This window comes from Serratia sp. FGI94 (genome assembly GCF_000330865.1).
Taxonomy (GTDB): domain Bacteria; phylum Pseudomonadota; class Gammaproteobacteria; order Enterobacterales; family Enterobacteriaceae; genus Serratia_B; species Serratia_B rubidaea.
Genome location: NC_020064.1, coordinates 2,618,144 through 2,644,858, shown reverse-complemented (window position 1 = coordinate 2,644,858; position 26,715 = coordinate 2,618,144). Strand labels below are relative to the sequence as shown.

Genomic DNA, 26,715 nt, shown 5'->3' with positions numbered 1-26,715 from the left:
GGTTTATCCCCCAAAAAGGCGTTTCAGGAAGCCCTTCTTCTCTTCTTCGATGAAGCGGAATGGGCGTTCTTCTCCTAACAAACGGTTAACGGTGTCGTCGTATGCCTTGCCGGCATCGGACTCGAGATCCAGAATCACAGGTTCACCCTGGTTGGATGCGCGCAGTACGGACTGGTCTTCCGGGATAACCCCGACCAGAGGAATGCGCAGAATTTCCAGCACGTCTTCCATGCTCAGCATGTCGCCGCGGCTGACGCGGCCCGGATTGTAACGGGTCAGCAGCAGGTGCTCCTTGATCGGATCCTTGCCCTGTTCGGCGCGGCGCGATTTGGAGGACAGGATGCCGAGAATGCGGTCGGAGTCGCGTACCGAAGACACTTCCGGGTTGGTGGTAATGATGGCTTCATCCGCGAAGTACAGCGCCATCAGCGCGCCGGTTTCAATACCGGCCGGTGAGTCGCAGACCACGAAATCAAAATCCATCTCGCCAAGTTCGTTGAGCACTTTCTCAACGCCTTCGCGGGTCAGCGCGTCTTTATCGCGCGTTTGAGATGCGGGCAGAATGTAGAGGTTTTCGGTGCGTTTGTCTTTGATTAACGCCTGATTCAGCGTGGCGTCACCCTGAATTACGTTAACGAAGTCATAAACCACGCGACGCTCACAGCCCATAATCAAGTCAAGGTTACGCAGACCGATATCGAAGTCGATAACGACGGTTTTCTTGCCTTGCTTGGCCAGACCGGTCGCGATGGCTGCGCTCGAGGTGGTCTTACCAACCCCCCCTTTACCCGATGTAACAACAATAATGCGTGCCATGAAGTGGTTCCTTGTCAAAAGGGCTCAATTTAAAGGTTGTATGGTTAAAGCGTTATCCAACAGGCTGAGTCGTACTGCCTGCCCGAACGAATCGGACGGGATCTGGTCGCTCAACCAGTACTGCCCTGCGATAGAGACTAGCTCAGCGGCCAGATGGGTGCAAAAAATCTGACATGAGGCATCGCCCGATGCGCCAGCCAGCGCACGACCGCGCATCATGCCGTAGATGTGAATATTGCCGTCGGCAATCACTTCTGCACCGGCGCTGACGCTGCTGGTCACGATCAAATCGCAGTTGCGGGCATAAATCTGTTGGCCGGAACGGACAGGCGTACTGATGACGCGTGTTTTGGCGGGCGCGTTGTCGGCTGCCGGCTCGGGAGTCGGCGCCGGCGCTTCGGCGGCGGCCACCTTGTGGCCTTTGCCTTCACTCAGCAACGGCAGACCGGCACGGGCAACCGCCCGTTTTTGCCGTTCGTCTTTGCAACCGCTGATGCCAACTACCCGCAGACCTGCCGCTGCGACCGCCTGTTGGAGTTCTTTCCAGTTTGCGTCGCCGTTAAGCGCTGCAATGTTGATAACAACAGGGGCGTTTTTCAAAAAAGCGGGAGCTTGTTCCACCTTTTCTTGCAACGCCTCGCGAATTACCCCGGGTTCTGAATTATGCAAATGAACAACCGATAGGGTAAAACTGCTGCCTTTTAGCTCAATTGGCGATTGTGACATCTATCCTGACTCAGTTTCAGCAACTTTAAATCCCCGGAATTCCACTCGGGGTGCGATATTCCGATGTACTAGAAGCATGTTATAGTCAGAGTTATATCCAGGCAAGACACTGTCCCAATTAAATAGAGTTAAAAATATGCTTTGTGTGATCTATAGAAGTTCAAAACGCGATCAAACTTATCTTTATGTCGAAAAAAAAGACGACTTCTCGCGCGTGCCGGAGGATTTGCTGAAAAGTTTTGGCGTCCCGCAGTTCGCCATGTCGCTTAATCTGGACGAACGGAAAAGATTAGCCAATGCGAATATTGATAAGGTGAGAGAAGCCCTGAAGGACGAGGGGTTTTATCTGCAGGTGCCGCCGCCGGTAGAAAATTTATTGAGCCAGCATTTGAGCGGCGGAAAATAATTGTCGTTCGCCCCGCGGGTTGAGCGGGGCGGAATTGAATTGCAGAAAAGGACACCGCGATGAGATTGTCGACCACGGCGTTGACGCTGACTACCTTGATACTGGCCGGCTGCGCCAGCCACCACAACCCGGCGCAGGCGGCGTCTGCAGCCGCGCCGTCCGAGTCGGAACGGCTGCTGAAGCCCGGCGTCGCAACCCCTCAGGCGCCGGCCGCCAATACGCTGGCCGCAACCGGCCGCGATCCGGCGCAGTTTCCCGCCTATGTAGAGCAGCTCAGGAGCGAGGCGCTGGCGCAGGGACTGAGCCAGCAAACGGTCGACGGCGCTTTCGCCAATGTTCATTTTGTCGATCGGGTGATCAAATCCGATCGTAATCAGCTGGAAAAGAAAATCACCCTGGATGTTTACCTGCAGCGCGTGCTGTCGGCCGGTAAAACGCGGCAGGGGCGCGAGATGATGCGCAAGTATCAGCCGCAGCTGGCGCGGGCGACGGCGCGCTACGGCGTACCGGAGCGCTATATCGTGGCGCTGTGGGCGATGGAAAGCCATTTCGGCAAGATTCAGGGTAAGGAAGACGTGGTGTCCGCGTTAGCGACGCTGGCGTTTGAGGGGCGCAGAGAGGCGTTCTTCCGCAAGCAGCTGCTGGCGGCGTTGCAAATTATCGAACAAGGGCATGTGACGGCCGGGCAGCTAAAAGGCTCGTGGGCGGGCGCGATGGGGCAAAGCCAGTTTATGCCCAGCTCTTTCCTGACCTATGGTGCGGACGGCGATGGCGATGGACGCATTGATATCTGGAACAATGTTGATGACGTTTTCGCCTCAACCGCCAACTACCTGGCGACCGAAGGCTGGCAGGCGGGCAGCAGCTGGGGACGCGAAGTCAAGTTGCCGGCAGGCTTCAGCGCCGGCGATCTGGGGCTGAAGACCCGCGGCCGCACGGTTAATCAGTGGGCGGCAATGGGCGTTACGCAGCCTGACGGCGCTGCGCTGCCGGATGCGACGCTGCGCAGCTGGGTGATCACACCGGACGATGCGCAGGGGCGCGCGTTCCTGGTGTATGATAACTTCCGTACCATCATGCACTGGAACCGTTCATATTATTTTGCCATCAGCGTGGGTATGATGGCGGATGCCGTTGGGCAATAAGCCGCAGCGGCGGGCCGTCAGCGATACGGCGCTAACGTCACGACAACGGGCCTGGCCTGCGGGCCGAGCCCCTACATGATTTGTAGGGAGAAACGGAATGTATCAACATCGAGACTGGCAGGGGGCCTTACTGGATTTCCCGGTAAGCAAAGTGGTGTGCGTAGGCAGTAATTATGCTGACCATATCAAGGAGATGGGCAGCGCCAAGTCCGCGGAGCCAGTGCTGTTTATCAAACCTGAAACCGCATTGTGTGATATCCGCCAGCCGGTGGCGATCCCCAAAGATCTTGGCGCGGTGCATCATGAGGTTGAGCTGGCGGTACTGATTGGCACGCCGCTAAAGCAGGCGAATGAAGATCGCGTGGCGCGGGCGATCGCCGGTTACGGTATTGCGCTCGATCTGACGCTGCGTGACCTGCAGGCAGGGTTCAAGAAGGCCGGCCAGCCTTGGGAAAAGGCCAAAGGCTTCGACGGTTCTTGTCCTATCTCCGGCTTTATTCCGGTCGCTGAGTTTGGCGATGCGCAAAATGCCGAGCTGACGCTGAACGTCAACGGCGAGATCCGCCAGCAGGGCAATACGCGCGATATGATCACGCCGATCCTGCCGCTGATCGCCTATATGAGCCGCTTCTTCACGTTGCGCGCCGGCGACATCATTTTGACCGGCACGCCGCAGGGCGTCGGGCCGATGGCCTCGGGCGATATGCTGAGCCTCTCCTTGAATGACAAAACGCTGACCACGCGCGTGATTTGATCCCGTCGGCCGCCGTGTAAAAACGGCGGCAATGCTTGCATCTGCCGGCTAAAATGTCTATATAGTGCCCCTCGCAGTCTGTATGCAGGCTAAAATTCATTTACTTATCCTTAATGCCGAGCGCGCAGCCCGTCGGGCTTGCCGAGAGCATTAAGGGGTTATACCGGATTTCAACATGTCACAACGTCCTTTTTGGCAGAGCAAAACGCTGGCGGAAATGTCAGAAGAAGAGTGGGAATCGCTGTGCGACGGTTGTGGGCAGTGCTGTCTGAATAAACTGATCGACGAAGATACCGACGAAATCTACTTTACCAACGTTGCCTGCAACCAGCTGAATATTAAATCCTGCCAGTGCCGCAATTATGAGCGTCGCTTCGAACTGGAAGAAGACTGCATCAAACTGACGCGGGAAAACCTAGTGACGTTCGACTGGTTGCCGCCTACCTGCGCCTATCGTCTGATCGGCGAAGGCAAGCCGCTGTACTCTTGGCACCCGCTGATCAGCGGTTCCAAGGCGGCGATGCACGGCGAGCGCATTACCGTCCGCCATATTGCCGTGCGTGAAAGCGAAGTGGTGGATTGGCAGGACCATATCCTCAATAAGCCGGACTGGGCGCGCTGATTGTATTGAAAGAGGGCGGGAAATATGGGCGGCAGGAATGCCGTTCAGAACCGCCGGTAGCTCATCGCGCTGCCATTAGTGCGGAACAACTCAAATCAGCCGGATGTCCGTCGGTCTGCGCTAATCTCCCGCTTTTTTCTCACATGCCTCTCGCCGTAACGCAGCGGCTTTTTTGTCGCTTTTATAGCCATATTCAATGCGCCGGGTGTCAGCGGTATTATCGCCATGCAGTCGCTTTATTAGCGTAGTTTTATCCGCGAACTGTACACCGGCTCTTCGGCAACCACCTCATAACGACTTCTGCTGCGACGCATGACGTCACCCGATTTGGAAAACAGCAGGGTGGTGAGAATGATGCAGACCACCACCAAGGCAATTTCAATTCTGTTCATAGTTTCTGTTGCTGGATAACCAAGAGTTATGTGCTCGTCCGGCCCTGGCCCAGGCGCCAGTTACCCCGTTAAGGCAAGGTGCTTTCTGCCACTCTGGCAGAACCGATGGCGCAACATACCCGGCTAATCGGCAAGAGTAAACATGTTGTCGCAGCGGCAGGAAATGTGGTGGTCGATGAAAAAATGCACAAACCATTAACCAGCCTTATTAATAATGTTTCATTTTATGTGTGGCTATTGATGTGGGGGCCATCATTGCCTAAGTTTGAAAGGCGTACTTAACGAGGGGTGCAATAAGGGGAGTGAAGTATGTCTGATGAAAAACGTCTTAATCTGCTGGAAAAAGTAGCTATTGTGATGTTCGCAGCATTGATTGCCTATTTTGTGCTGACGTTTGGTCTGTCGCTCTCAGGGCTGGATCATTCTTGGCCCTATCCAATGAGATAGATGCTTACGTCTTTACCAGGGAAACATATAATAAATAGGCATATACACTATTACTTGCGCAGTAGATTCACCGCATTACAGGGGGGGACCTGCAATACGGTGAGGATCTAAGCTAGGTTTCATTCAGCGCGCATTTTCTACACATTGGCAGTGTGAATTTTCCCTGGCGCACTTCTTTGCGCAGCCGGCGAAAATCCTCACTGTGCCAGATCTCCAACAGACTTTGCTCCTTCACATTACCGAAGCTGTGGGTGATATGGTAATCGTTGGTGCAAACCACTTCGCCGGTATAGGTAATAGAAATCTCATCCGACACGTAATGGCAGTGCTTCATTTTCCGCTCTTTTTTGGGTTTAACCGTACCGCCGCGGTTAAATAGCGTCAGCCCGTCAAGCGAACGGATTTTGATCTCCCCATGTTTGACATAGTCGCTGTCTACCATGCTGGTCAGCTTCTTAGGCAAATTCTTGGTGTGTTTGGTAACCAGAAAACCGCTGACGCCGGCCTGCATACATCTGTCGTACAGTTCTTTATCCAACAATAATCCGTTGGTATGGATAATAATTTCGGCATTAGGCAGTTTTTTCCGGGCATAGGCCATCAGCTCTGGTAAGCGTTGATCCAGTAATGGCTCGCCAAAAAAGTGGGGGGAAATACGGCCTTTATAATTTATTGCCGACAGATCATCAATTGCCTTTCTGAAAACCTCCTCCGGCATATAATTAACCCCGCGTCCTCCGTTGAATGACGTCGGGCAGTAGCTACATTTGAGATTGCATTGTGAATTGATTTCAAAATCGAGTGCGGTGAAGATATCTCTGTTTTTATAGCCGTAAGTCAGCACCTTATTAAATGCGTTATACCATCCTCGCAGAGTAGGTTTAATCGGTTCTGGCATATTTTGCGCCATTAGCCGGTAGAATGAATTAAGAACCAAGGGTAACCGCATAATATTCTCCTGCCATTGCTCAAAATTTTAGGTATAGCAGATGAGATGAGGAAATCCAGGTGACGGGTATTTAAAGATGCAGGAAACCTTGCGGGGAGGAATATTTATTGTTGGATTGCTTGATGTTACTTTGTTGTTAAGATTTATCTTAAATAAAACATGGGCGCAGTGCGCCCATGTTTCAACGTGTTATGAATCTCCGCGTTTATAGAGCGTGTGGAATTTGGCCGTCATAAACAATATAGATCCCCCCGACGCGCCGAAGAGCAGCGGGTTAACCGAGCCGGAAAACAGCCACATAGCCAAGAAAATGAGCGGCATCATAAACGTGAAGGCGCCGCTGCTCTCTTTGGATACGGCCTTCAGACAGGTGAAGGCGATCAGCAACAGCAGGCCGGTGCAGCCAATGATGCCCAAGGACATCAGCATGGATAACGTTTGGCTTTCATAAAGATATTTCGTGGTTTCTGAACGCAGGGCGTTCGGAATGTAGTAACCGATACCATGACCAAAAATCGGCATTTCCATAAAGGAATTATAGAGCGATCTGTTCTGCCATTCACGGTAGGAGTCAGATACCGAGTTATTGGTGTTATTACCGAAGCGCGTTTCGATAACTTTGAACAGCATATCCCCAACTGGCGTGAATATAATAATAAAGGACAGGATAATTGCTGTAATGATGCTGATTTTAAATATTTTAGATGCCTTGGCCTCAATGAAAATGGCAGCAAACACCATGAATAATGTCTCCGCCCAGAAGGCGCGCGACAGTGTCAGGATCATGGAAATCATCAAGAGGACAAAGGTTATCGACGTTTTTAACTTGTTGTCTTCGTTATGAATCAGTTCACGGGTAACAAAGTATAAAAAAAACGGCACTGCGGAATCCAGTGGGATCTGCAGACGGGCAAGGACGGTATCTTCAACGCCCAGCGACATCATCTGAATATTCCACGTGTCACGCAACCAGGAGATAATATCATTAACGCTGATGCCTGCCACCACGGAAAGAACGATAATGAATATCTTGGCTATGGCGACATAAACAAAGCAGTACTTTAAGGTGCGGTATATCAGCGTTCTGTTAGCTTCGCTGATATCACTGCTGGCGAGCAGGAAGACGGCAACCACAATCGCCAAGAAAATATCTCTGGTCTGGCCAATAATATTGCCAAATTCATTACCCATAATAATGGAGTAAATATCTGCGGCTAACAGAAAGAGGATAAAAGGGACCAGTTTTAAAATTGAACGCTGTAACATCTCCTTGCGCGTGAGCATATATAGCGCCATGGTGACAATGATCAACGGGCTTCTCAATGCCATCAGATAGATTGACATCTTGATATAAATTGACTTGCTTATCTTCATATTTCCTTGCCAACCTGAATTTTGATTAACATATGCTGTTTTCGCCGTGAATTTTTCAGATTATCGCTACTCACCGGTGCTGTCTACAGGCGATGTGAGCATTTTGGAGCAGGCGAGCGCTGGACGGCCTGAGGCCGTTGACTGCGTATTTGCGGAAGCAACCCTAGCAATGTTGCTGGGCCGATCATGACAGGGAAAGTTGTTTTTATTCACTTGGTTAACCTATTGACGGTGTGAGCATCGTCGGAGCTCAGGTTGATCATCATGGTATTTTGGCATTCAACCATGATTGTTTCACGCTTTTTGCTGCAATTTAGAGTTTTCCGACTGACGAGTAATGAGTGACGCATAATCAGAAAAATTACGCTAAAACGTGCTGTATTGATACGAAAAAAGGCGCCGTCAGGCGCCTTTCAGATTGATGCCGATGCTTTATTCAGCGTTAACCTGGCTGACGTGAACGCATCGCCTGGCTGAGCAGTACGATCGCGGCGACCAGCAGATAGGCGGCGAAGATGCCGACCAGCCACTGCGGCATTTCCAGCGTCAGGAACTTCCACTGGCTGACTGAGCAGTCGCCGGAGGCATGAAATACGGCCGGCATCCATTTATCCAGCGGCAGCCAGGAAGGGAAGCTGACGAAAAAGTCGCAGGTATTGAATGGTGAGGGGTGCAGAATCAGCATGGTATGGTCCCATGCCAGCTTCACACCTTCCCAGGCGCTGTAGATCCACAGCAGAATAGCGGCATAGCGCAGCGGTGTTTTCGGCGCGATAGCGCCCAGCAGCGAGGCTCCCAGAATGCCAAACAGCGCACAGCGCTCATAAATACACATCACGCAAGGTTGCAGCAGCATAACGTGCTGGAAATAGAGCGCGGTCAGTTCCAGCGCCAGCGCGGTGATGGCCATCAGCAGCCATGCGCGGCGTCCTTGTGAGCAGCGCTTAAAGAATCGCAACATATCTTGAGTCTTCCATGCAGTAACCAATTGAACCGGCAGTGTAAACCAATTCAACCGCGTTGCCAGCCATCAGATACCCTTTTCGCGGTAACAAAGTATGGCTGGCAACGGGGACGGCGTACTGAATCAGTGTTCGACGGCATCCAACGGTGGCAGCGTGAGCCAGTGCCACTGCGTCAGCAGGTCGGTAACGGGCGCCAGGGTAAACTCGACGCACAGCAGTCCGACCAGCGCCAGTACAATGGTATACGGCAGCGCCATCCACACCATGCGGCCATAAGAAAGGCGCACCAGCGGCGCCAGCGCCGAGGTCAGCAGGAACAGAAATGCCGCCTGTCCGTTTGGCGTGGCGACCGACGGCAGGTTGGTGCCGGTGTTGATCGCCACCGCCAGCATTTCAAACTGCTTCAGCGAGATGGCGCCGCTGGTGAGGGCGGCTTTGGCTTCGTTGATGTACACCGTGCCGACGAAGACGTTATCGGAAACCGCCGACAGCAGGCCGTTAAACACGTAGAACAGCATCAGCTGCGCCGACGGCTCTGCCTGCAGCACAAACGCGATAACCGGACTGAACAGATGCTGTTCGATGATCACGGCGACCACGGTGAAAAATACCGTCAGCAGGGCGGTGAACGGCAGGGCTTCCTGGAACGCCTTGCCGATGGCATGTTCGTCGGTCACGCCGCACAGCGAGGTGGCGAGAATAATGACCGACAAACCAATCAGGCCGACTTCCGCCAGATGCAGGGCGAGCGCGGCGACCAGCCAGATGCCGATTAGCGCTTGCACCACCAGTTTGATTTTTTCCTGGCGGTTGCGCTTGGCGCTGGCCTGGCGGTCAAACTCGGTTAACACCTCGCGCACGCGTTCCGGCAGCTGCGCACCGTAGCCGAAGACGCCAAAGCGCTCTACCAGTAGGCACACCAGCAGCCCACAGACAAAGACCGGTAGGGTGACCGGCGCCATGCGCAGGAAGAAGTCAATGAATCCCCAGCCGGCGCTTTTGGCGATAATCAGGTTCTGCGGTTCGCCGACCATGGTCATCACGCCGCCGAGCGCGGTGCCGACGCCGGCGTGCATCAGCAGGCTGCGCAGAAAGGCGCGGAACTGTTCCAGCGTCTGTTTACGATCGTCGCCGTCGATGCCGCTGTCGTCGTTGACGTTATGCGCGTCTTCCGGCTGGTTGGAGGCGACATTATGGTAGATAGAGTAAAACCCGCTAGCGACGCTGATCACCACGGCGACGACCGTCAGGGCGTCAAGAAACGCCGAGAGTACCGCCGCCGCCAGACAGAACGCCAGCGACAGCAGCATCTTGGAGCGGATATTCAGCAACAGCTTGGTAAACACGAACAGCAGCAGCTGCTTCATAAAGTAGATGCCGGCCACCATAAAGATCAGCAGCAGCAGCACTTCAATATTATTGGCAATCTCTTCACCGACGTGCGCCGGGCTGGTCATGCCAATGGCGACCGCCTCCAGCGCCAGCAGGCCGCCGGGCTGCAGCGGGTAGCACTTAAGCGCCATCGCCAGGGTGAAGATAAATTCCGCCACCAGCAGCCAGCCGGCGGCGAAGGGGCTTACCAGGAAAAAGACCAGCGGATTAACCGCCAGAAATATCAGGATGGCTAACTTATACCAGTCAGGGGATTGGCCGAGAAAATTTTTCACAACGGCGCTGCGTGTTGTCATTTCCATATTATATCTTGCTACCTTGAATAAAAATTGCTGCTACCCTACCAACGCCGGCGGTTGCGATGCAACCACGGCAGAAATTTCAACCTAAAATTCATGGGTTTCGCCGTTTTCGGCTGTTTTTTGCCAGCTTATGCACACTTTCGTTTATAGTTTCCCACTCGTACTATGTCATACCAGCATGATCTGGTATGATCAGCTGACTACTATTAATTATATCGTTGCAACGGAACGTCAAACACATGGTCATTAAGGCACAGAGTCCAGCCGGTTTTGCGGAAGAGTACATTATTGAAAGTATTTGGAATAATCGCTTCCCTCCTGGCTCTATTTTGCCCGCGGAGCGTGAGCTATCTGAACTGATTGGTGTCACGCGCACCACATTACGCGAGGTTTTACAGCGTTTGGCGCGCGATGGCTGGCTGACGATTCAGCACGGCAAGCCGACCAAAGTGAATAACTTTTGGGAAACATCCGGCCTCAACATTCTGGAAACGCTGGCACGCCTCGATCATAACAGCGTCCCGCAACTGATCGACAACTTATTGTCGGTGCGCACCAATATCGCCTCTATCTTCATCCGTTCAGCGGTGCGTAACCACCCTGAGGAAGCGCAGGCCGTGCTGGCGAAGGCGTCGGAGGTTGAAGATCAGGCTGAGGCGTTCAATACGCTGGATTATGAAATTTTCCGCGGCCTGGCCTTTGTGTCCGGCAACCCGATTTACGGACTGATCTTCAACGGCCTGAAAGGGCTGTATACCCGCGTTGGTCGCTACTACTTCTCCAACCCGGAAGCGCGCAAGCTGGCGCGTACGTTCTACAGCAGGCTGTCGATGCTGTGCCATGAGAAAATGTACGACCAGGTGATGGAGACGGTGCGTAACTATGGCAAGGAGAGCGGTGCGATCTGGCAGAGTATGCAGGGCACCATGCCGAGCGATCTGACTGAAGTGCGCCGTTAACCACAACGTGGCGTAGGCAGATAACCAAAGGGCGCATTTTGCGCCCTTTTTGCTGCGCGCTAAAGCGTACTGGGGCGCGGCGGGCAGCGCTCCAGCAGTTCGACGCTGCCGTCTTCGTTCTGCTGCTCCAGGATTACGTCAAACCCCCACAGCCGGTACACATGCTTCATCACCTCACGGCGGCTTTTATCCAACGGCGCGCGCTCCTGCGGCACGTAGCGCAGCGTCAGCGAACGGTCGCCGCGCAGATCAACGTTCCACACCTGAATATTGGGTTCGTGGTTGCTCAGGTTGTACTGCGCCGACAGCTCCTGACGAATCGCCCGGTATCCCGCCTCATTATGGATGGCCGAGATTTCCAGGTAGTTGTTGCGGTCGTCGTCCAGCACGGTGAACAGGCGGAAATCGCGCATCAGCTTCGGTGACAGGAACTGGCTGATAAAACTTTCATCCTTGAAATCGCGCATGGCGAAGTGCAGCGTTTCCAGCCAGTCTTTGCCGGCAAAGTCCGGGAACCAGTAGCGGTCTTCTTCCGTCGGCGACTGACAGATGCGCTTGATATCCTGGAACATGGCGAAGCCGAGCGCATAGGGGTTGATGCCGTTGTAATAGGGGCTGTTATAGGGCGGCTGGTATACCACGTTGGTGTGGCTGTGTAAAAACTCCAGCATAAAGCGTTCGCTGACGCGCCCTTCGTCATACAGATGATTGAGAATGGTGTAATGCCAGAAGGTGGCCCAGCCTTCATTCATCACCTGCGTCTGCTTTTGCGGGTAGAAATACTGGCTGACCTTGCGCACAATGCGCAGGATTTCCCGCTGCCACGGCTCCAGCAGCGGGGCGTTTTTCTCCATAAAGTAGAGAATATTCTCCTGTGGCTCGCTGGGGTAGCGACGCTCTTGCTCCGGCGCATCTTCGCGCTCGACGCGCGGCAGCGTTTTCCACAGCGAGTTTACCTGGCTTTGCAGATACTCTTCCCGGCTTTTCTGGCGGGCTTTCTCTTCCTGCAGCGAAATCTTTTGCGGACGCTTATAGCGGTCTACGCCGTAGTTCATTAGCGCGTGGCAGGAGTCGAGCAGCTTCTCCACCTCTTCGACGCCGTAGCGTTCTTCACATTCGCTGATGTAATGGCGGGCGAACAGCAGGTAATCGACGATGGAACTGGCGTCGGTCCAGCTGCGAAACAGGTAGTTGTTCTTGAAGAATGAGTTGTGCCCATAGCAGGCATGCGCCATCACCAGCGCCTGCATGGTGATGGTGTTTTCTTCCATCAGGTAGGCGATACACGGGTTGGAATTGATGACGATTTCATAGGCCAGCCCCTGCTGCCCATGCTTGTAGAGCTGCTCGGTCTCGATAAATTTCTTACCGAATGACCAGTGCGTGTAGTTAATCGGCATCCCGACGCTGGAGTAGGCATCCATCATCTGCTCAGAGGTGATGACCTCGATTTGGTGCGGATAGGTATCCAGTTTGTAATGCTTGGCGACGCGGTCAATCTGATCCAGATAGACCTGCAGCAGCTCAAACGTCCAGTCTGGTCCATCGCTCAGACGTTTTTCATCCATAATTTGATCATGTGTTGAAGTTGTCATCAGCGCACCCTCATTGTGTACGGGCCATGCTCATTACGGCGGCCCTTCATCAATCGTAGCTCAAAAAAGAACAGGGCGAGGGGGTTATAAAGTCTAAAAATTCAACGTCCTGTCTGAGTTCGCCGGAGAGAGGGGGATGAAGGACGAGTTTTTTCTGCTGTTTCACTGCCGATCTCGTGTCGCATGATGTGTTGAGTTTTGCCGGTAAAAGCAGATTAATGCTCTGTTTTGTTTGCTGGGGTTGATTTTATATTCTGTTAACGAGCTGTTGCACATTAGGCCGGTTTTTAATGACTGCATTGCAGTCATTGATTGCGATCCTGGGCGGTATTCTCTCCCTAAACCGGCTTTTACCGCAGCTTATCGCTATTTAAATTCGGCTATTGCAAAAGGAAGCGGCTTGAACGATAAATTAATTGTGAAATCTGTCACGATTAAAAATTAATTTGTTGGATGGTTTTTTCCACTGAGTTAATTTGCCGTCAACAGAAGATTATGCTTTGTTAAGCCTCGGGCTGGAGTCAGTGATGCGAGTGTTGATTTTAGGTAGTGGAGTGGTTGGCGTCGCCAGCGCCTGGTATCTGGCGAAAGCCGGACATGAAGTGACGGTGGTCGATCGTCAGCCGGGGCCGGCGCTGGAAACCAGCGCTGCCAACGCCGGCCAGATCTCGCCGGGTTACGCTGCGCCGTGGGCCGCGCCCGGCGTGCCGCTGAAGGCCATCAAATGGATGTTCCAACGCCATGCGCCGCTGGCGATCCGCCTGGATGGCACTGGCTTCCAGATCAACTGGATGTGGCAGATGCTGAAGAACTGCAACACGTCACACTATGCGACCAACAAAGGGCGGATGGTGCGTCTGGCTGAGTACAGTCGCGACTGCATCAAGGCGCTGCGTCAGGAAACCGGTATCGAATACGAAGGGCGTCAGCGAGGCACGCTGCAGCTGTTCCGCTCGCAGCAGCAGTTTGAGAACGCGGCGAAAGATATCGCGGTGCTGGAAGACGCCGGTGTCCCTTACAAACTGCTGGAGTCCAGCCAGTTGGCCACGGCGGAGCCGGCGCTGGCGCAGGTGGCGCACAAGCTGACCGGCGGCCTGCAACTGCCGAATGATGAAACCGGCGATTGCCAGCTGTTTACCCAGCGTCTGGCCAAGATGGCGGAGCAGGCGGGCGTGACCTTCCTGTATGACCAGCACGTCGATCGTTTGCTGGTGGACGGCGATAAAATTACCGGTGTGCAGTGCGGTGGGCAGACTCTGACCGCGGACAGCTACGTAGTGGCCTTCGGTTCCTATTCGACCGCGCTGTTGCGCGGGCTGGTGTCGATCCCGGTATATCCGCTGAAAGGCTACTCGCTGACCATTCCGATTACCGATGAAGCGGCGGCGCCGTACTCCACGGTGCTGGATGAAACCTATAAGGTTGCTATTACCCGCTTTGATCAGCGTATTCGCGTCGGCGGCATGGCCGAAATCGTTGGTTTTAATACCGAGCTGGAGCAGAAGCGGCGCGAGACGCTGGAGATGGTGGTGCGCGATCTGTATCCCAACGGCGGTCAGGTTGAGCAGGCGACATTCTGGACCGGCCTGCGGCCGATGACGCCGGACGGCACGCCGATTGTTGGCCGCACCTCGTTAAAGAACCTGTACCTCAATACCGGCCACGGTACGCTGGGCTGGACAATGGCCTGCGGTTCTGGCCAATTGCTTGCCGACCTGATTTCCGGCATTACGCCGGCGATCCCGTTCGACGATCTCTCCGTGGCGCGTTACAGTGGTGGCATGACCCATTCGCAGCGCACACCGCTGAACGACGCGCATCCGGCGCGTTAACCCTCTCGGCCGGCCGCAGGGCAGACTGCGGCCGGCGTCAAAACGGCTGAAGGAGAGCCCATGCCCCGCCCAATTACCGCAACGCTGCACCTGGCGGCGTTCGACAACAACTTACAGGTTATTCGCCGTCACGCGCCCGGCGCGAAAGTGTGGTCGGTGGTGAAGGCGAACGCCTATGGCCACGGTCTTAAATACGTCTGGCGCAGCCTGGCGAATACCGACGGTTTTGCGTTACTGGACCTGGCGGAAGCGGTGCTGCTGCGCGAGTCCGGCTGGCAGGGGCCGATTCTGCTGCTGGAGGGTTTTTTTCAGCCGGAGGATCTGGCGCTGGTCGATCGCTATCAGCTGACCACCGCCGTACACAGCGACTGGCAGCTGGCGGCGATTGCCGATGCGCGTCTGACGGCGCCGCTGAATATCTATCTGAAGCTGAATAGCGGGATGAACCGGCTGGGCTTCGCACCTGACCGGATACGCAGCGTCTGGCAGCAGGCGCAGGGGATTGCCAATATCGGCGCCATGACGCTGATGAGCCACTTCGCCACCGCCGATGAGGCGCGCGGCGTGACACAGCAAATGGCGACCATCGACAGCGCGGCGGCGGATCTGCCGCTGCCGCGCTGCCTGGCCAACTCGGCGGCAACGCTATGGCACCCGGATACGCACGGCAGCTGGGTGCGGCCGGGCATTATCTTGTACGGCGCGTCGCCGAGCGGCAATTCGGCTGATATTGCCGCCACGGGGCTGCAGGCGACGATGTCATTGCGCAGCGAGATTATTGCCGTGCAGACGTTAAAATCCGGCGACTGCGTCGGCTACGGCTGGCGTTATACCGCCAGCGCGGTTCAGCGGATCGGCATTGTCGCCTGCGGCTATGCCGACGGTTATCCGCGTCATGCGCAAAGCGGCACGCCGGTTTGGGTTGACGGCGTACTGACGCGCACCGTCGGCACGGTATCGATGGATATGCTGGCGGTGGATCTGACGCCGTGCCCGCAGGCGGCCATCGGCGCGGAGGTAGAGCTGTGGGGCCGGCATTTGCCGGTGGACGACGTGGCCGCCGCAGCCGGTACGCTGGGATACGAGCTGCTGACGGCACTCACGCCGCGGGTGCCGGTGGAGGCCGGCGCATAACATTAACTGACCCGGTTTAACTGGCCTTTTAACTGTTTACTGCGCTGCCGGGCGTGCAGCGCCAGTAAACAGCCAGTCGCCATCACCAGCGCCAGCGCCATTTTCGGCTGCAGCGGCAGCGCCATCGCCAACAGTCCCAGCGCCGCGCCGCCGGCCATCTGCACAAAACCCACCAGTGCCGAAGCCACGCCGGCCTCATTGGAGTACGGCTCCAGCGCATAGCTGGTGGCCGGCCCCATCACAAACGCCAGTCCGGCGCAGCCGATGGCAACCGGCAGCATATAGGCCAGCCAGTGGGCTTGCGCCGCCGGTGACAGGAAGGCGATGTCAAACAGCAGGGCCGCACATCCCAGTCCCATCAGCACGCCGCCGGTCGCCAGGCAAAATGGCCGGCCGACCTTGCGGATCACCCGGTTGACGAAAAAACTCACCAGCATAATCCAGAAGCCATTGGCGCCGAACGCCAGGGAAAACTGCAGCGGCGTCAGGCCGGCGGTGCCCATCAGCACATTCGGCGCCAGCGAGACGTAAGTGAGCGCCATGCCCATGGCGCCCGAGTTGACCACGGCAAAAGAGACAAAGCGTGACTGACGCAGGATCCGTGCATACTGGCGTACGGGAAGACCTTTTACCGGCCGCGTATCCGCCGGTCGGGTTTCCGGCAGGCGCAGGGCGATCAGCACCAACACCAGCAGCGCGTAGAGGACCAGGAACCAGAAGGGGGCGCGCCAGCCGAATGCTTCCGCCAGCAAACCGCCCAGCAGCGGCGCCAGCGCCGGGATAATATTCAGCGTACCGTTGAGGAAGCCGAAGGCGCGCGCGGCGTCGTCGCCGTTCATGCGGTCACGCACGCCGCTAAACGCCACCACGGCGGTGCAGCAGACCGCGACGCCCTGCAGCAGGCGTGAGGCGATAAACAGCGTCGGGCTGTCGGCCAGCGCGGCCATTGCTGCGCCGATCATATACAGGATAATGCCGGCCAGTGCGACCGGCTTGCGGCCATAGTTATCCACCAGCGGGCCGGCGACGACCTGGCCCAGCCCCAGCACCAGAATAAACAGCGAAATAGTGGATTGGATCACCGCTTCGCTGCTGTTCAGGCCCAGTGCGATAGCCGGTATGGCCGGCAGATAGAGGTCGATGCCTAGCGGTCCCAGCAAGACCAGGCTCAGCAGGAGAAAGAGAAACTTTTGCATAATAAAAAAATAGCACATCCGGGTGGCAAAGTGGCTTAGGGTAGTGCCTCCGCGGGGAAATGGAAAGGGCGGCGCACCATGTTGTTATACCGTCAGCGCGACCACGGCGCTAACGGCCGTGCTTACGCGCCCGTCGTGGCTAGGGCAGCGGTGCGGCGTCGTGACGAAAATAGCAGTTGGCCACCACGTCGGCGACGTATCGGGCCTGATGCTTGGCATCGTCCAGCGCCCGGTGCGGCGTGCCTTCGAACGGCCGGCTCTTTTTAGGGTTAAAGCCGTGCAGATCCGCCAGCGTTACGAGGGTGCGAACGTCCTGCGTATGCCAGAACTTCCACGGGCAGGGCATCGCCAACTGCTGAAAAGCGTGCTCCAGAATGGCGCAGTCAAACTCTTTGCCGTTGCCCCAGACCTTGACCGTATCGGTGCTGTGCATATGCATAAAGCGGCTCAGGTTGGTCAGCACGCGTTTTAGGCTATCGCTGCCGTTAAAGGCGGCCTTGCGCGCCTCATCGGATTGTTTGGCCCACCAGGCGACGGTGTCCAGACCGATCGTTCTGCCGTCCTGTTCTTTTTGCGGGCTGACGGCCGCTTCAAATTCCTCGCCCAACTGACCGGTTTTCGGATCGAAAAATACGGCGGCAACCACCAGTATGACCGCGCTTGGCTTCACATCCAGCGTTTCTATATCCAACATCACATGGTGCATCAGGTTTCTCTGCTCGCCAAAACGTGATCACAGGATACTACAAAGCCGGCATGGTCGCGCAGCATCAATTCAGGGCAGGCGTAAAAGGGGGAATCACGCTATGATATGCCTAGATTTTGCTGGAGGTAGCCGCCGGAGTGAGAACGCTGATCTTTATTTGTTGCATGCTGGGGTATGCGCTGGTGCTGGGGTACCTGGGCACCTTTGTGGCAGACAAAGTCTGCGAGGGCTACAGCAACTACAGCAAAATCTGCCGTATGGTGGATATCTCCGAGCCGCATATTTCTGACGCGCTGCCGCCTCCGGCCAGATAATCGCCGATTTATCCCCTTTCTCTGCTGTTATCCACCGGATACCGTCGCCAGTTTTCCTGCTGGTGAACGCCGAGCATGCTTGAACTTCCCACCCATAAAAGATAATAATTATCATTGTTATTATCTTTACAGTTATTTCCACTTGCTTAACACCAGCGCACCGCATCTCGCACTGACCGGACGGTCATCGAAACCGTTTGGTCTCTTTGCGGTGTAAATTTTATGGCTTCCAATAGGAATTACGGCTATGTCTGGGATTTTTCCTGTCAAACGCTCCCGTTTGTTCTGCGCCATCGCGCTGTTTTTACCGCTCTCTTCCTGGGCGGAGGATACGCTGCTGGTGACCGCCGGGCCGGCGGACACGGCGGACTCCGCCACCCACGGCTACACCGCCGGTACCAGCCAGGGGGCGACGAAAACCGACCGTCCGCTGATTTTGACCGGGCAGGCGGTGTCGGTGGTGACGCGTCAACAGATGACCGACCAGAATGCATTAACGGTTAACGATGCGCTGAAGTATACGCCGGGGGTATTCACCAATTTTTCCGGCGGGGCGACGCGCTATGACACTATTGCGCTGCGGGGCTTTCATGGCGGCGATGTGAATAACACCTTTCTGGACGGGCTGCGTTTACTGAGCGACAGCGGCAGCTACAACGCGCTGCAGGTCGATCCCTGGTTCCTGGAGCGGGTTGACGTGATTAAAGGGCCGTCTTCGGTCATGTATGGCCAAAGTATCCCCGGCGGTCTGGTGGCGCTGACCAGCAAGCGGCCGCAGTTCGCCACGGAAGGGCATCTTAACCTGACGGGCGGCAATCACCATACCCAGGGCGGGGCGTTTGACGTGACCGGCGCGCTGTCGGATCAATGGGCATACCGGCTGACGGGCATGACGCGCAGCAGCGATACCATGTATGACCACCAGCGCGAAGAGCGCTACGCGATTGCGCCGTCGCTGCTGTGGCAGCCGAGTGAAGACACCTCGCTGCTGCTGAAAGCCTACCTGCAAAAAGATCCGTCCGGCGGCTATCACAGCGCGGTGCCGGCGGACGGCAGCCTGTATGCCAGCCAGGGCGACAAGCTGGGGCGGGGATTCTTTGACGGCGACAGCCGCCATAATGTGTTCAAGCGTTGGGAACAGATCTACAGCTACGCCTTCTCGCACCGGTTTAACGATATCTGGACCTTCCGGCAAAACGCCAGCTATACCCATTCGAACGTTGAACTGGAGCAGGTTTATCAGGCGGGCTGGAATGACGATCATACGCTGCTGAACCGCTACTACAGCGGATCTAATACCTCGCTGGACGCCTACGCCGTGGATAACCAGCTGGAAGCCGAGTTTGCCACCGGCCTGTTGGACCATAAGATGCTGCTGGGGCTGGACTATCAGCGCTTCCGCAATAATCTGTGGGATGAGGCCGGCGGCGCTTCGCCGCTGAACCCTTATACCGGCGAGGCGACGGAGCCATTGCTGACCGGCGTGGCGCGCACCGACTCGCGCCGCCGCTACCAGCAAACCGGCGTCTACCTGCAGGATGAGATCGCCCTGAATAACTGGTATCTCAACCTGGCCGGCCGCTACGATCGCCTGGAAAGCAAAAATACTAACCTGACCGCGGACAGTAGCGATTCGCGCAACGATCACCACTTCAGCGGTCGCGCCTCGCTGCTTTATCACTTCGACAACGGCTTCTCGCCGTATGCTAGCTACAGCACGGCGATCACCCCGGAAGCGTTGGCGGATAAGGACGGCCATATGCTCAAGCCCAGCACCAGCAAGCAGTATGAAGTCGGCCTGAAATACCAGCCGCCGGGCAGCACATCGCTGTACAGCGTGTCGCTGTACGATCTCACGCAGAAAGACGTGGCGAACCGGGTAGTGCAGCAGAGCTACTACGATCCTGCCGGGAAGGTGCATTCGCAGGGGATTGAACTGGAAGCACGCTCCCAGGTGACCGATCGCCTCAATGTGATTGCCGGTTACACCTATAACAAGGTGAAATTTAAAGACGCCATTGACGGCAATAACGGCAATACGCCGTATCTGGCGCCGGACCAGATGGCGACGCTGTGGGGACAGTACGATGCCGGTTACGGGCTGAACGTCGGCGCGGGCGTGCGTTATATTGGTAAACAGTGGGCGGATAATGAGAATACCCGGCGTATTCCGTCCGTGACCTTATTGGACGCTTCGGTACGCATGAATCTGGCGCAGGTGGCGCCGACGTTGAAGGGCGCCTACGTCCAGCTGAACGTGAATAATCTGGCGGACAGAAAGTACGTCGCGGCCTGTTACGGCACCAGCTACTGCTATTGGGGGCAGGAGCGCAGCGTTGTCGCGACGGTGGGGTACGATTTCTGACAGACGATCGCCGCGCCGGCATGGATGGACGGCGTGGCGATTTCAGCGGCGTTGGCCGGCTTCAGAACAGGGAGAACAGTAAAACGACCGGCAAACTAAGGGGCCAGGTGAGGCCGATGGTGAGGGCGCTGAGACAGCGAATTTTAATCGTATCCCGGCTGACCAGATAGGTAAAAACCACAGAGAATAAAAAGCCAAACAAATAAAAATATTGTGTTGCAACCCACAGCGACGACATGAAACTCATTCCAGTAATATTTCTCAGCGCGCATTCTAGGAGCATCGCCGCGTATAATCAACGACCAGCGCCGACTAATCACGTGGCTCGTTATTCCCTGACGTCATATACCCCCATTAAAAATAAGCGTTAAGCCGGCGTAAGACTACGCCGAAAAATAGGTGCAGCGCTGATAAACTTTTGGAATTATTAAGCAGATATAATAGGTTGACAGAGTACAAGCACACTGAGGAGGCATTATGGGCTTTTGGCGTATCGTATTTACCATCCTTATACCGCCGCTGGGCGTGCTGCTGGGCAAAGGGGTGGGCGGCGCATTTATTTTGAATATTATTCTGACGTTGCTGGGATATTTCCCAGGCCTGATTCATGCATTTTGGGTGCAGACCAAAGATTCCTGATAGAAGAAGGGCCGGGGGGATACCCGGCCCTGAGAAACGGCATTCAGGCGGTTTGAGTATGGAACAGCTCGCGGAATACCGGATAGATATCGTCCGGCTCACGAATGTGCTGCATGGCGAAGTTGTCGAACCTGGCCTGTAGGTTTTCATATTCACGCCACAGGGTTTGATGCGCCCGGCGGGTAATTTCGATATAGCTATAGTAGCGCACGATCGGCAGCAGTTTTTTCGCCAGCAGTTCGTGGCACAGCGGGGAGTCATCGGCCCAGTTGTCGCCGTCCGACGCCTGTGCCGCATAGATATTCCACTGCGCCGGGTTGTAACGTTCCTCCACCACCTCGCTCATCAGCTTCAGCGCGCTGGAAACAATGGTGCCGCCGGTTTCCTGCGAGTAGAAGAATTCCTGTTCGTCGACCTCCTTGGCCTGCGTATGGTGGCGGATATACACCACCTCGACGTTTTTATAGGTGCGGCTCAGGAACAGATAGAGCAGGATATAAAAACGTTTGGCCATATCTTTCGTTGCCTGATCCATCGAACCGGAAACGTCCATCAGGCAGAACATTACCGCCTGGCTGGACGGCTCCGGACGGCGTTCATAATTCTTGTAGCGTAAATCGAAGGTATCGATAAAGGGCACGCGTTCAATTTTCTGCCGCAGTTCGGCAATCTCCTTACGCAGCTGCTCCTCTTCCAGCAGCTGCACCGGCTCGGTGTTCTCCAGGGTGGTCAACTGCTCTTCCAACTGGCGCAGTTCGCGGCGTTTGCCGGCGGTCATCGCCGTGCGGCGCGCCAGCGAGTTTTGCAGGGAGCGCACGATGCTGATGTTGGCGGGCACGCCGTTGGCGGTAAAGCCGGCGCGATGGGTTTTAAACTCGGTAAGCTGTTTGTACTCATTCTTCTTCAGGTTCGGCAGCGCCAAATCCTCAAACAGCAGATCGAGATACTCATCTTTGGAGATTTGGAACACGAAATCATCCTGGCCTTCACCGTCCTGACTGGCGTTGCCCTGGCCGCTGCCGCCACCGCCGCCGCCCTGCGGCCGCTCGACACGGTCGTTTTGTACAAAGTGATCGTTACCGGGATGGACGCGATGGCGCGTGCCGCCACGGCCCTGATGGAACATCGGTTCGTTGATATCGGCGTTGGGAATCGATACGGATTCGCCACTCTCTATGTCGGTGACCGAACGCTTGTTGATGGCCTCGGCGATCGACTGTTTGATTTGCGACTTGTAGCGGCGCAGGAAGCGCTGGCGATTCACCATGCTTTTGTTTTTGCCGTTCAGCCGTCGATCAATGAAATAAGCCATAGTTCCCCCAACCATTGCCAACTTTCTATGCCCTGTAGCCCGCGAGCTGCAGCCCGCGGGCTATTAAGGCATCCCTCTACGACGTCACTCGCAGCGCGTTATCAGGAGGATTTTCTGACCCGCAGATACCATTCGCACAGTAAACGCACCTGCTTGCGGGTATACCCTTTTTCCATCATGCGATCGACAAAGTCGTCGTGTTTTTTCTGCTCGTCCGTTGAGGTTTTAGCGTTAAAGGAGATGACCGGCAGCAGCTCTTCGGTATTCGAGAACATTTTCTTCTCGATAACCGTGCGCAGCTTCTCATAACTGGTCCAGTTAGGATTGCGGCCGTTATTGTTCGCCCGGGCGCGCAGCACGAAGTTGACGATTTCATTGCGGAAATCTTTCGGGTTGCTGATGCCGGCAGGTTTTTCAATTTTCTCCAGTTCGGCGTTAAGCGATTCCCGGTCAAACAGCTGGCCGGTATCCGGATCGCGGTACTCCTGATCCTGGATCCAGAAGTCCGCATAGGTTACGTAGCGGTCGAAAATATTCTGGCCGTACTCGGAGTAGGACTCCAGATAGGCGGTCTGGATCTCTTTGCCGATAAACTCGGCGTATTTCGGGATCAGGTAGCCTTTCAGGTGCTCCAGATATTTTTCCGCCAGATCCTGCGGGAACTGTTCGCGTTCAATCTGTTGTTCCAGCACGTAGAACAGGTGCACCGGGTTGGCCGCCACTTCGGTATGATCGAAGTTGAACACGCGCGACAAAATCTTGAAGGCGAAGCGGGTCGACAGGCCGTTCATCCCTTCGTCCACGCCGGCATAGTCGCGGTATTCCTGATACGACTTGGCCTTCGGATCGGTATCTTTCAGGCTTTCACCGTCGTAAACGCGCATTTTCGAGTAGAGGCTGGAGTTTTCCGGCTCTTTCAGCCGCGACAGCACGGTAAAGCGCGCCAGCGTTTCCAGTGTGCCCGGCGCGCACGGCGCGTGGGTCAGCTCGCTGTGGTCCAGCAGTTTGTCGTAGATTTTGATCTCTTCCGACACCCGCAGGCAGTACGGCACCTTGACGATATATACGCGGTCCAGGAAGGCTTCGTTGTTTTTGTTGTTGCGGAACGTCACCCATTCCGATTCGTTGGAGTGGGCCAGAATAATGCCGTTGAACGGCAGGGCGGAGATGCCTTCGGTACCGTTATAGTTGCCTTCCTGCGTGGCGGTCAGCAGCGGGTGCAGCACCTTAATCGGCGCCTTAAACATTTCGACAAACTCCATCAGCCCCTGGTTGGCGCGGCACAGAGCGCCGGAATAGCCGTAGGCGTCAGGATCGTTCTGCGCGTGGTTTTCCAGTTTGCGGATATCGACCTTACCGACCAGGGCCGAGATGTCCTGGTTGTTTTCATCGCCGGGTTCGGTTTTGGCGATGGCGATCTGTTCGAGAATCGACGGACGTACTTTCACCACCTTGAACTTGGTGATGTCGCCGCCAAACTCATGGAGGCGTTTCGCCGCCCATGGCGACATTATGGTGCCGAGGTAGCGGCGCGGAATGTTGTACTCTTTTTCCAGAATCCCGGCGTCTTCCTGCGGATTGAACAGGCACAGCGGATGGTCATTCACCGGGCTGCGCTCGCCGTTGGCGCTTAACGTGTAGATAGGCACCAGCTGCATCAGCGCTTTCAGCCGTTCGGCCAGCGAGGACTTACCGCCGCCGACCGGCCCCAGCAGATACAGGATCTGTTTTTTCTCTTCCAGGCCCTGTGCGGCGTGTTTCAGGTAAGAGACGATCTGTTCGATAGCCTCCTCCATGCCGTAGAACTCTTCAAAGGCCGGATAGCGCGCGATCACGCGGTTGGAGAACAGGCGCGACATGCGGGATTCAAGCGCGGTGTCGACCATGACCGGTTCACCGATAGCCATTAGCAGTCGTTCTGCGGCATTGGCGTAGGCACTGCGATCTTCCCGGCAAATGGTAAGAAATTCCTGCAGTGTGAACTCTTCGTCCTTGGCAGCTTCATAGCGCTGGCGATAGTGGTCAAATATGTTCATGGCGATGCCCGTCCTTTCGTTATTAGCACAGGTTAAAGGGAGTGGGTGATAGACCCGTTGGGATTGAGACTGCGGCCGTAGCGCCGCAACTCAATAACATTGAGTACCTATTCCGGCCCCCGAAAGAAGAAGTTAAAACCTGAGTACAGCAACCCGTCTGCCAACCTGTTGCGCTTATTATCGCGAGTTGCGCTGTATTGCCACTGGGCTCAGGGTAATTTCAGCTTCTGATTTAAGCTTAGTTGGCATAGCGGAAAATTTCCTGTCAGCGAAAAAGCTTTTTTTAAGTCATATCAATGACTCAGTTATTTCAGGGAAAAAGGAGAGCCTTATTGGCTGCGGCCTGACGGGGGAAACGTCATGTTTCTGACATGCTTTATACATATTTCGGCATTAATGTGACCTATCCGGTGCGATTTAACATGTAAAGATAAAGCGCGTCACTAAAATTTCACCTAGAATATGGCGCTATTTTGACGACGCCGATCGGATAATGGTATGACAATGCCGCGTCTCGAGTGGCGTCAGCGGAGTTTGCATCGGGACGCGCGTTGCCAAGCCGGCGGCGTAACGTGTTTATACAAGAACAACGAAGGGGAATCGAACGGGTGAAAATTTTCAAATTCAAAACGTTGGCAATCGCCGGTACGCTGCTGTGCGCGCAGGGCGCTCAGGCTGGAACCTGGTCGCTGGGGGCATCGGCGCTGCTGACGCCGGACCCTTACAAGGGCAACAACACCCGCCTGTATCCGGTGCCGGTGATCAACTATGACAGCGAGGATTTTTACTTCCATACGCTGACCGCCGGCTACTACCTGTGGAACGATCAGGTCAATAAGCTCAGCGTGATGGCGTACTATTCACCGCTGCACTTCAGGCCGGGCGACAGCGACGACGATCGCATGAAGCGCCTGGATAAGCGCCGCGGCACGCTGATGGCCGGGCTGGCGTATTCGCACAACGCCGAATGGGGTACGCTGCGTGCGGCCTTCAGCGGCGATACGCTGGATAACAGCAACGGACTGGTCGGCGATCTGGCCTATCTGTACAAGTTCCAGCTGGGCGACTGGAGCCTGGCGCCGGGCGTCGGCGTAACCTGGAGCAGCAAAAACCAGAATAAATACTACTACGGCGTGAGCGACAATGAATCGCGTCGCAGCGGCCTGAACAGCTACAAGCCGAGCGACAGCTGGGCGCCATACCTGGAGCTGACGGCGAACTACCAGATCAACAAGAGCTGGAACGCCTTCTTTATGGGCCGCTACGTGCGCCTGTCTGATGAAGTCAAAGACAGCCCGATGGTGGACACCTCGTACGACGGCATGCTGTGGAGCGGTGTTACTTACACCTTCTGACGGCGGCTGTACGCCAAGAGAAAAGGGGCGCCTGCGCCCCTTTTGCTTATCTGCCGTCCAGCACGGGCTCAGGCGCCTTTGCGGCAGCGGAAGGTGACCGCCAGACGGGCCGGCTGTTCGCCCTGCGCCAGCAGCGGCTTGCTGAGCCGCCCGGTTTCAACGCACACCATGGTCTTGTAGCCGTCGTTGGCCATATCCGCCATGCTGCAGGATAGCTCCGCCCCCGGGTTCCAGGCGATCACATCGCTCATATGGTGGTGCTGCACTTCAATCGTGCGCTGCAGCGCCGGATCCTTGATCAGGCTGCAGGCCGCCGGCTGGGTGTAAATGCGGTCGGTCTGGCCGCTGAAGGTCACCTCGCCGCTCTGGCGGGCCTCGGCGCCGTTGGCCACTTTATCCAGATAGGTTTCCCCGAGCCCGGCAACGCTGACCCTGGCGATATCGCCGATTTGGAAATAGCTGTGCAGCGCCGCGGTAGCCTGATAGTCGCCGTGTGATTCCAGCTCGATCTCACAACTTTCCCCCAGCTTGAAGCGGGCGATCAGCATGAAAGCGTGCGGCCACAGCTTGCGGGTCTGTTCGTTATCCTGCAGCGTAAAGGTGAGGATAACGCCGTCCTGATCTTCGTCGTGGGCGGTCAGCCGCCAGGGTTGGTTACGTGCAAAGCCGTGCGACGGTTTGCCGGCCGGGCCGAACCATGGCCAGCAGATGGGTACGCCGCCGCGGATGGCACTGCCGGTTTTAAACGGGGTGTTATCGCTCAGCCAGATGACGGGCCGTTCGCCGCTCGGCTGCCAGCTGATTAAATGCGCGCCCTGCAGCGTCACCGCCGCGCGGACTTTGGGGTGAGATACCACCACCACGCTCAGTTCGTCCAGCTGCCGCTGGCTGATATACGGGGAGATCTGCTTGCTGATGGGCAGGGTGAAAACTTTTTCATTCATCGTGTCACCTTATCGATCGCCATTTGCTCTCGCTGAGC

27 protein-coding genes are annotated in these 26,715 nt (G+C 55.8%); 13 read left to right on the top strand and 14 right to left on the bottom strand.

The annotated features are described in order from the left end of the window. Window positions 1-3 precede the first annotated feature (3 nt). Window positions 4-816, bottom strand: a complete 813-nt coding sequence (minD, locus tag D781_RS11995) for a septum site-determining protein MinD (RefSeq protein WP_015672598.1) — start codon at window positions 814-816, stop codon at window positions 4-6. Window positions 817-840: 24 nt separating this feature from the next. Beyond that, window positions 841-1,542, bottom strand: coding sequence for a septum site-determining protein MinC (gene minC, locus D781_RS11990; protein WP_015672597.1), 702 nt, complete (start codon window positions 1,540-1,542; stop codon window positions 841-843). A gap of 136 nt (window positions 1,543-1,678) precedes the next feature. Between minC and D781_RS11985 the strand changes: the two genes are divergently transcribed. From D781_RS11985 to D781_RS11970, 4 genes are all read left to right on the top strand, one after another. After that, a complete protein-coding gene (locus tag D781_RS11985) occupies window positions 1,679-1,948 on the top strand; it encodes a YcgL domain-containing protein (protein WP_015672596.1) in 270 nt (89 codons plus the stop codon). A gap of 59 nt (window positions 1,949-2,007) precedes the next feature. Beyond that, window positions 2,008-3,093 carry a lytic murein transglycosylase gene (locus tag D781_RS11980; protein WP_015672595.1) on the top strand — a complete coding sequence of 362 codons (1,086 nt, stop codon included), beginning with the start codon at window positions 2,008-2,010 and terminating at the stop codon, window positions 3,091-3,093. Window positions 3,094-3,190: 97 nt separating this feature from the next. After that, a complete protein-coding gene (locus tag D781_RS11975) occupies window positions 3,191-3,847 on the top strand; it encodes a fumarylacetoacetate hydrolase family protein (RefSeq protein ID WP_015672594.1) in 657 nt (218 codons plus the stop codon). 175 nt (window positions 3,848-4,022) lie between these two features. Next, complete coding sequence (locus tag D781_RS11970; RefSeq protein WP_015672593.1) at window positions 4,023-4,469, top strand: YcgN family cysteine cluster protein; 447 nt, start codon at window positions 4,023-4,025, stop codon at window positions 4,467-4,469. Window positions 4,470-4,708: 239 nt separating this feature from the next. Here D781_RS11970 and D781_RS23880 read toward each other — a convergent pair whose 3' ends face one another. Beyond that, entirely contained in the window at window positions 4,709-4,861 is a 153-nt protein-coding gene (locus D781_RS23880) for a hypothetical protein (RefSeq protein WP_158497483.1), read from the bottom strand. A gap of 105 nt (window positions 4,862-4,966) precedes the next feature. Between D781_RS23880 and D781_RS23875 the strand changes: the two genes are divergently transcribed. Both D781_RS23875 and D781_RS24015 read left to right on the top strand, forming a co-directional pair. Next, window positions 4,967-5,143 (top strand): hypothetical protein, encoded by a 177-nt coding sequence (locus D781_RS23875; protein ID WP_158497482.1) that lies wholly within the window; start codon window positions 4,967-4,969, stop codon window positions 5,141-5,143. Between the two features lie 27 nt (window positions 5,144-5,170). Next, window positions 5,171-5,308 carry a hypothetical protein gene (locus D781_RS24015; RefSeq protein WP_015672592.1) on the top strand — a complete coding sequence of 46 codons (138 nt, stop codon included), beginning with the start codon at window positions 5,171-5,173 and terminating at the stop codon, window positions 5,306-5,308. 112 nt (window positions 5,309-5,420) lie between these two features. Here the strand turns inward: D781_RS24015 and D781_RS11965 are convergent, their stop codons facing one another. The 4 genes from D781_RS11965 to nhaB all read right to left on the bottom strand — a co-directional run bounded on the left by D781_RS11965 (window position 5,421) and on the right by nhaB (window position 10,290). Continuing rightward, on the bottom strand, window positions 5,421-6,257 hold the full coding sequence (locus tag D781_RS11965; RefSeq protein WP_015672591.1) for a radical SAM/SPASM domain-containing protein: 837 nt from the start codon (window positions 6,255-6,257) through the stop codon (window positions 5,421-5,423). A gap of 189 nt (window positions 6,258-6,446) precedes the next feature. Then, window positions 6,447-7,631: an O-antigen ligase family protein gene (locus D781_RS11960; protein WP_015672590.1), complete on the bottom strand. Its 1,185-nt coding sequence runs from the start codon at window positions 7,629-7,631 to the stop codon at window positions 6,447-6,449. Between the two features lie 442 nt (window positions 7,632-8,073). Continuing rightward, the gene (gene dsbB / locus D781_RS11955) at window positions 8,074-8,592 is read right to left on the bottom strand and encodes a disulfide bond formation protein DsbB (RefSeq protein WP_015672589.1); all 519 of its coding nucleotides are present in this window, start codon (window positions 8,590-8,592) and stop codon (window positions 8,074-8,076) included. 126 nt (window positions 8,593-8,718) lie between these two features. Continuing rightward, the gene (gene nhaB, locus D781_RS11950; RefSeq protein WP_015672588.1) at window positions 8,719-10,290 is read right to left on the bottom strand and encodes a sodium/proton antiporter NhaB; all 1,572 of its coding nucleotides are present in this window, start codon (window positions 10,288-10,290) and stop codon (window positions 8,719-8,721) included. Window positions 10,291-10,529: 239 nt separating this feature from the next. Here nhaB and fadR point away from each other — a divergent pair, with 239 nt between their 5' ends. After that, the gene (gene fadR, locus D781_RS11945; RefSeq protein ID WP_015672587.1) at window positions 10,530-11,249 is read left to right on the top strand and encodes a fatty acid metabolism transcriptional regulator FadR; all 720 of its coding nucleotides are present in this window, start codon (window positions 10,530-10,532) and stop codon (window positions 11,247-11,249) included. A gap of 59 nt (window positions 11,250-11,308) precedes the next feature. Here fadR and D781_RS11940 read toward each other — a convergent pair whose 3' ends face one another. Beyond that, a complete protein-coding gene (locus D781_RS11940) occupies window positions 11,309-12,844 on the bottom strand; it encodes a SpoVR family protein (RefSeq protein WP_015672586.1) in 1,536 nt (511 codons plus the stop codon). A gap of 527 nt (window positions 12,845-13,371) precedes the next feature. Between D781_RS11940 and D781_RS11935 the strand changes: the two genes are divergently transcribed. Continuing rightward, window positions 13,372-14,676 (top strand): D-amino acid dehydrogenase, encoded by a 1,305-nt coding sequence (locus D781_RS11935; RefSeq protein WP_015672585.1) that lies wholly within the window; start codon window positions 13,372-13,374, stop codon window positions 14,674-14,676. Between the two features lie 60 nt (window positions 14,677-14,736). Continuing rightward, the gene (dadX, locus tag D781_RS11930; RefSeq protein WP_015672584.1) at window positions 14,737-15,810 is read left to right on the top strand and encodes a catabolic alanine racemase DadX; all 1,074 of its coding nucleotides are present in this window, start codon (window positions 14,737-14,739) and stop codon (window positions 15,808-15,810) included. A gap of 2 nt (window positions 15,811-15,812) precedes the next feature. Here the strand turns inward: dadX and D781_RS11925 are convergent, their stop codons facing one another. Both D781_RS11925 and D781_RS11920 read right to left on the bottom strand, forming a co-directional pair. After that, window positions 15,813-17,006 (bottom strand): Bcr/CflA family efflux MFS transporter, encoded by a 1,194-nt coding sequence (locus tag D781_RS11925; protein ID WP_041412125.1) that lies wholly within the window; start codon window positions 17,004-17,006, stop codon window positions 15,813-15,815. 139 nt (window positions 17,007-17,145) lie between these two features. Beyond that, on the bottom strand, window positions 17,146-17,712 hold the full coding sequence (locus tag D781_RS11920; RefSeq protein ID WP_015672582.1) for a 3'-5' exonuclease: 567 nt from the start codon (window positions 17,710-17,712) through the stop codon (window positions 17,146-17,148). A 137-nt stretch (window positions 17,713-17,849) separates the two neighbouring features. Here D781_RS11920 and D781_RS24010 point away from each other — a divergent pair, with 137 nt between their 5' ends. Further along, window positions 17,850-18,026 carry a hypothetical protein gene (locus tag D781_RS24010; protein ID WP_015672581.1) on the top strand — a complete coding sequence of 59 codons (177 nt, stop codon included), beginning with the start codon at window positions 17,850-17,852 and terminating at the stop codon, window positions 18,024-18,026. A gap of 247 nt (window positions 18,027-18,273) precedes the next feature. Beyond that, complete coding sequence (locus tag D781_RS11915) at window positions 18,274-20,391, top strand: TonB-dependent siderophore receptor (protein WP_015672580.1); 2,118 nt, start codon at window positions 18,274-18,276, stop codon at window positions 20,389-20,391. Window positions 20,392-20,452: 61 nt separating this feature from the next. On the opposite strand, the gene D781_RS22775 is transcribed toward D781_RS11915, so the two are convergent. After that, window positions 20,453-20,629, bottom strand: a complete 177-nt coding sequence (locus tag D781_RS22775; RefSeq protein WP_015672579.1) for a GhoT/OrtT family toxin — start codon at window positions 20,627-20,629, stop codon at window positions 20,453-20,455. A gap of 239 nt (window positions 20,630-20,868) precedes the next feature. Between D781_RS22775 and D781_RS22770 the strand changes: the two genes are divergently transcribed. After that, entirely contained in the window at window positions 20,869-21,030 is a 162-nt protein-coding gene (locus tag D781_RS22770) for a YqaE/Pmp3 family membrane protein (RefSeq protein ID WP_015672578.1), read from the top strand. 43 nt (window positions 21,031-21,073) lie between these two features. Here the strand turns inward: D781_RS22770 and D781_RS11900 are convergent, their stop codons facing one another. Both D781_RS11900 and yeaG read right to left on the bottom strand, forming a co-directional pair. Next, window positions 21,074-22,342 carry a YeaH/YhbH family protein gene (locus D781_RS11900; protein ID WP_015672577.1) on the bottom strand — a complete coding sequence of 423 codons (1,269 nt, stop codon included), beginning with the start codon at window positions 22,340-22,342 and terminating at the stop codon, window positions 21,074-21,076. A gap of 101 nt (window positions 22,343-22,443) precedes the next feature. Further along, window positions 22,444-24,378 carry a protein kinase YeaG gene (yeaG, locus tag D781_RS11895; protein WP_015672576.1) on the bottom strand — a complete coding sequence of 645 codons (1,935 nt, stop codon included), beginning with the start codon at window positions 24,376-24,378 and terminating at the stop codon, window positions 22,444-22,446. A gap of 578 nt (window positions 24,379-24,956) precedes the next feature. On the opposite strand from yeaG, the gene D781_RS11890 reads away from it, so the two are divergent. Further along, window positions 24,957-25,733 (top strand): MipA/OmpV family protein, encoded by a 777-nt coding sequence (locus D781_RS11890; protein WP_275450141.1) that lies wholly within the window; start codon window positions 24,957-24,959, stop codon window positions 25,731-25,733. Between the two features lie 68 nt (window positions 25,734-25,801). Here D781_RS11890 and D781_RS11885 read toward each other — a convergent pair whose 3' ends face one another. Continuing rightward, window positions 25,802-26,677: a D-hexose-6-phosphate mutarotase gene (locus D781_RS11885; RefSeq protein WP_015672574.1), complete on the bottom strand. Its 876-nt coding sequence runs from the start codon at window positions 26,675-26,677 to the stop codon at window positions 25,802-25,804. Between the last annotated feature and the right edge of the window lie 38 nt (window positions 26,678-26,715).

What these genes read in the sequence shown, in the direction of transcription:
- minD (WP_015672598.1), bottom strand. Translation starts at nt 816, where the DNA reads ATGGCACGCATTATTGTTGTTACATCGGGTAAAGGGGGGGTTGGTAAG.
- minC (WP_015672597.1), bottom strand. Translation starts at nt 1,542, where the DNA reads ATGTCACAATCGCCAATTGAGCTAAAAGGCAGCAGTTTTACCCTATCG.
- D781_RS11985 (WP_015672596.1), top strand. Translation starts at nt 1,679, where the DNA reads ATGCTTTGTGTGATCTATAGAAGTTCAAAACGCGATCAAACTTATCTT.
- D781_RS11980 (WP_015672595.1), top strand. Translation starts at nt 2,008, where the DNA reads ATGAGATTGTCGACCACGGCGTTGACGCTGACTACCTTGATACTGGCC.
- D781_RS11975 (WP_015672594.1), top strand. Translation starts at nt 3,191, where the DNA reads ATGTATCAACATCGAGACTGGCAGGGGGCCTTACTGGATTTCCCGGTA.
- D781_RS11970 (WP_015672593.1), top strand. Translation starts at nt 4,023, where the DNA reads ATGTCACAACGTCCTTTTTGGCAGAGCAAAACGCTGGCGGAAATGTCA.
- D781_RS23880 (WP_158497483.1), bottom strand. Translation starts at nt 4,861, where the DNA reads ATGAACAGAATTGAAATTGCCTTGGTGGTGGTCTGCATCATTCTCACC.
- D781_RS23875 (WP_158497482.1), top strand. Translation starts at nt 4,967, where the DNA reads ATGGCGCAACATACCCGGCTAATCGGCAAGAGTAAACATGTTGTCGCA.
- D781_RS24015 (WP_015672592.1), top strand. Translation starts at nt 5,171, where the DNA reads ATGTCTGATGAAAAACGTCTTAATCTGCTGGAAAAAGTAGCTATTGTG.
- D781_RS11965 (WP_015672591.1), bottom strand. Translation starts at nt 6,257, where the DNA reads ATGCGGTTACCCTTGGTTCTTAATTCATTCTACCGGCTAATGGCGCAA.
- D781_RS11960 (WP_015672590.1), bottom strand. Translation starts at nt 7,631, where the DNA reads ATGAAGATAAGCAAGTCAATTTATATCAAGATGTCAATCTATCTGATG.
- dsbB (WP_015672589.1), bottom strand. Translation starts at nt 8,592, where the DNA reads ATGTTGCGATTCTTTAAGCGCTGCTCACAAGGACGCCGCGCATGGCTG.
- nhaB (WP_015672588.1), bottom strand. Translation starts at nt 10,290, where the DNA reads ATGGAAATGACAACACGCAGCGCCGTTGTGAAAAATTTTCTCGGCCAA.
- fadR (WP_015672587.1), top strand. Translation starts at nt 10,530, where the DNA reads ATGGTCATTAAGGCACAGAGTCCAGCCGGTTTTGCGGAAGAGTACATT.
- D781_RS11940 (WP_015672586.1), bottom strand. Translation starts at nt 12,844, where the DNA reads ATGACAACTTCAACACATGATCAAATTATGGATGAAAAACGTCTGAGC.
- D781_RS11935 (WP_015672585.1), top strand. Translation starts at nt 13,372, where the DNA reads ATGCGAGTGTTGATTTTAGGTAGTGGAGTGGTTGGCGTCGCCAGCGCC.
- dadX (WP_015672584.1), top strand. Translation starts at nt 14,737, where the DNA reads ATGCCCCGCCCAATTACCGCAACGCTGCACCTGGCGGCGTTCGACAAC.
- D781_RS11925 (WP_041412125.1), bottom strand. Translation starts at nt 17,006, where the DNA reads ATGCAAAAGTTTCTCTTTCTCCTGCTGAGCCTGGTCTTGCTGGGACCG.
- D781_RS11920 (WP_015672582.1), bottom strand. Translation starts at nt 17,712, where the DNA reads ATGCACCATGTGATGTTGGATATAGAAACGCTGGATGTGAAGCCAAGC.
- D781_RS11915 (WP_015672580.1), top strand. Translation starts at nt 18,274, where the DNA reads ATGTCTGGGATTTTTCCTGTCAAACGCTCCCGTTTGTTCTGCGCCATC.
- D781_RS22775 (WP_015672579.1), bottom strand. Translation starts at nt 20,629, where the DNA reads ATGTCGTCGCTGTGGGTTGCAACACAATATTTTTATTTGTTTGGCTTT.
- D781_RS22770 (WP_015672578.1), top strand. Translation starts at nt 20,869, where the DNA reads ATGGGCTTTTGGCGTATCGTATTTACCATCCTTATACCGCCGCTGGGC.
- D781_RS11900 (WP_015672577.1), bottom strand. Translation starts at nt 22,342, where the DNA reads ATGGCTTATTTCATTGATCGACGGCTGAACGGCAAAAACAAAAGCATG.
- yeaG (WP_015672576.1), bottom strand. Translation starts at nt 24,378, where the DNA reads ATGAACATATTTGACCACTATCGCCAGCGCTATGAAGCTGCCAAGGAC.
- D781_RS11885 (WP_015672574.1), bottom strand. Translation starts at nt 26,677, where the DNA reads ATGAATGAAAAAGTTTTCACCCTGCCCATCAGCAAGCAGATCTCCCCG.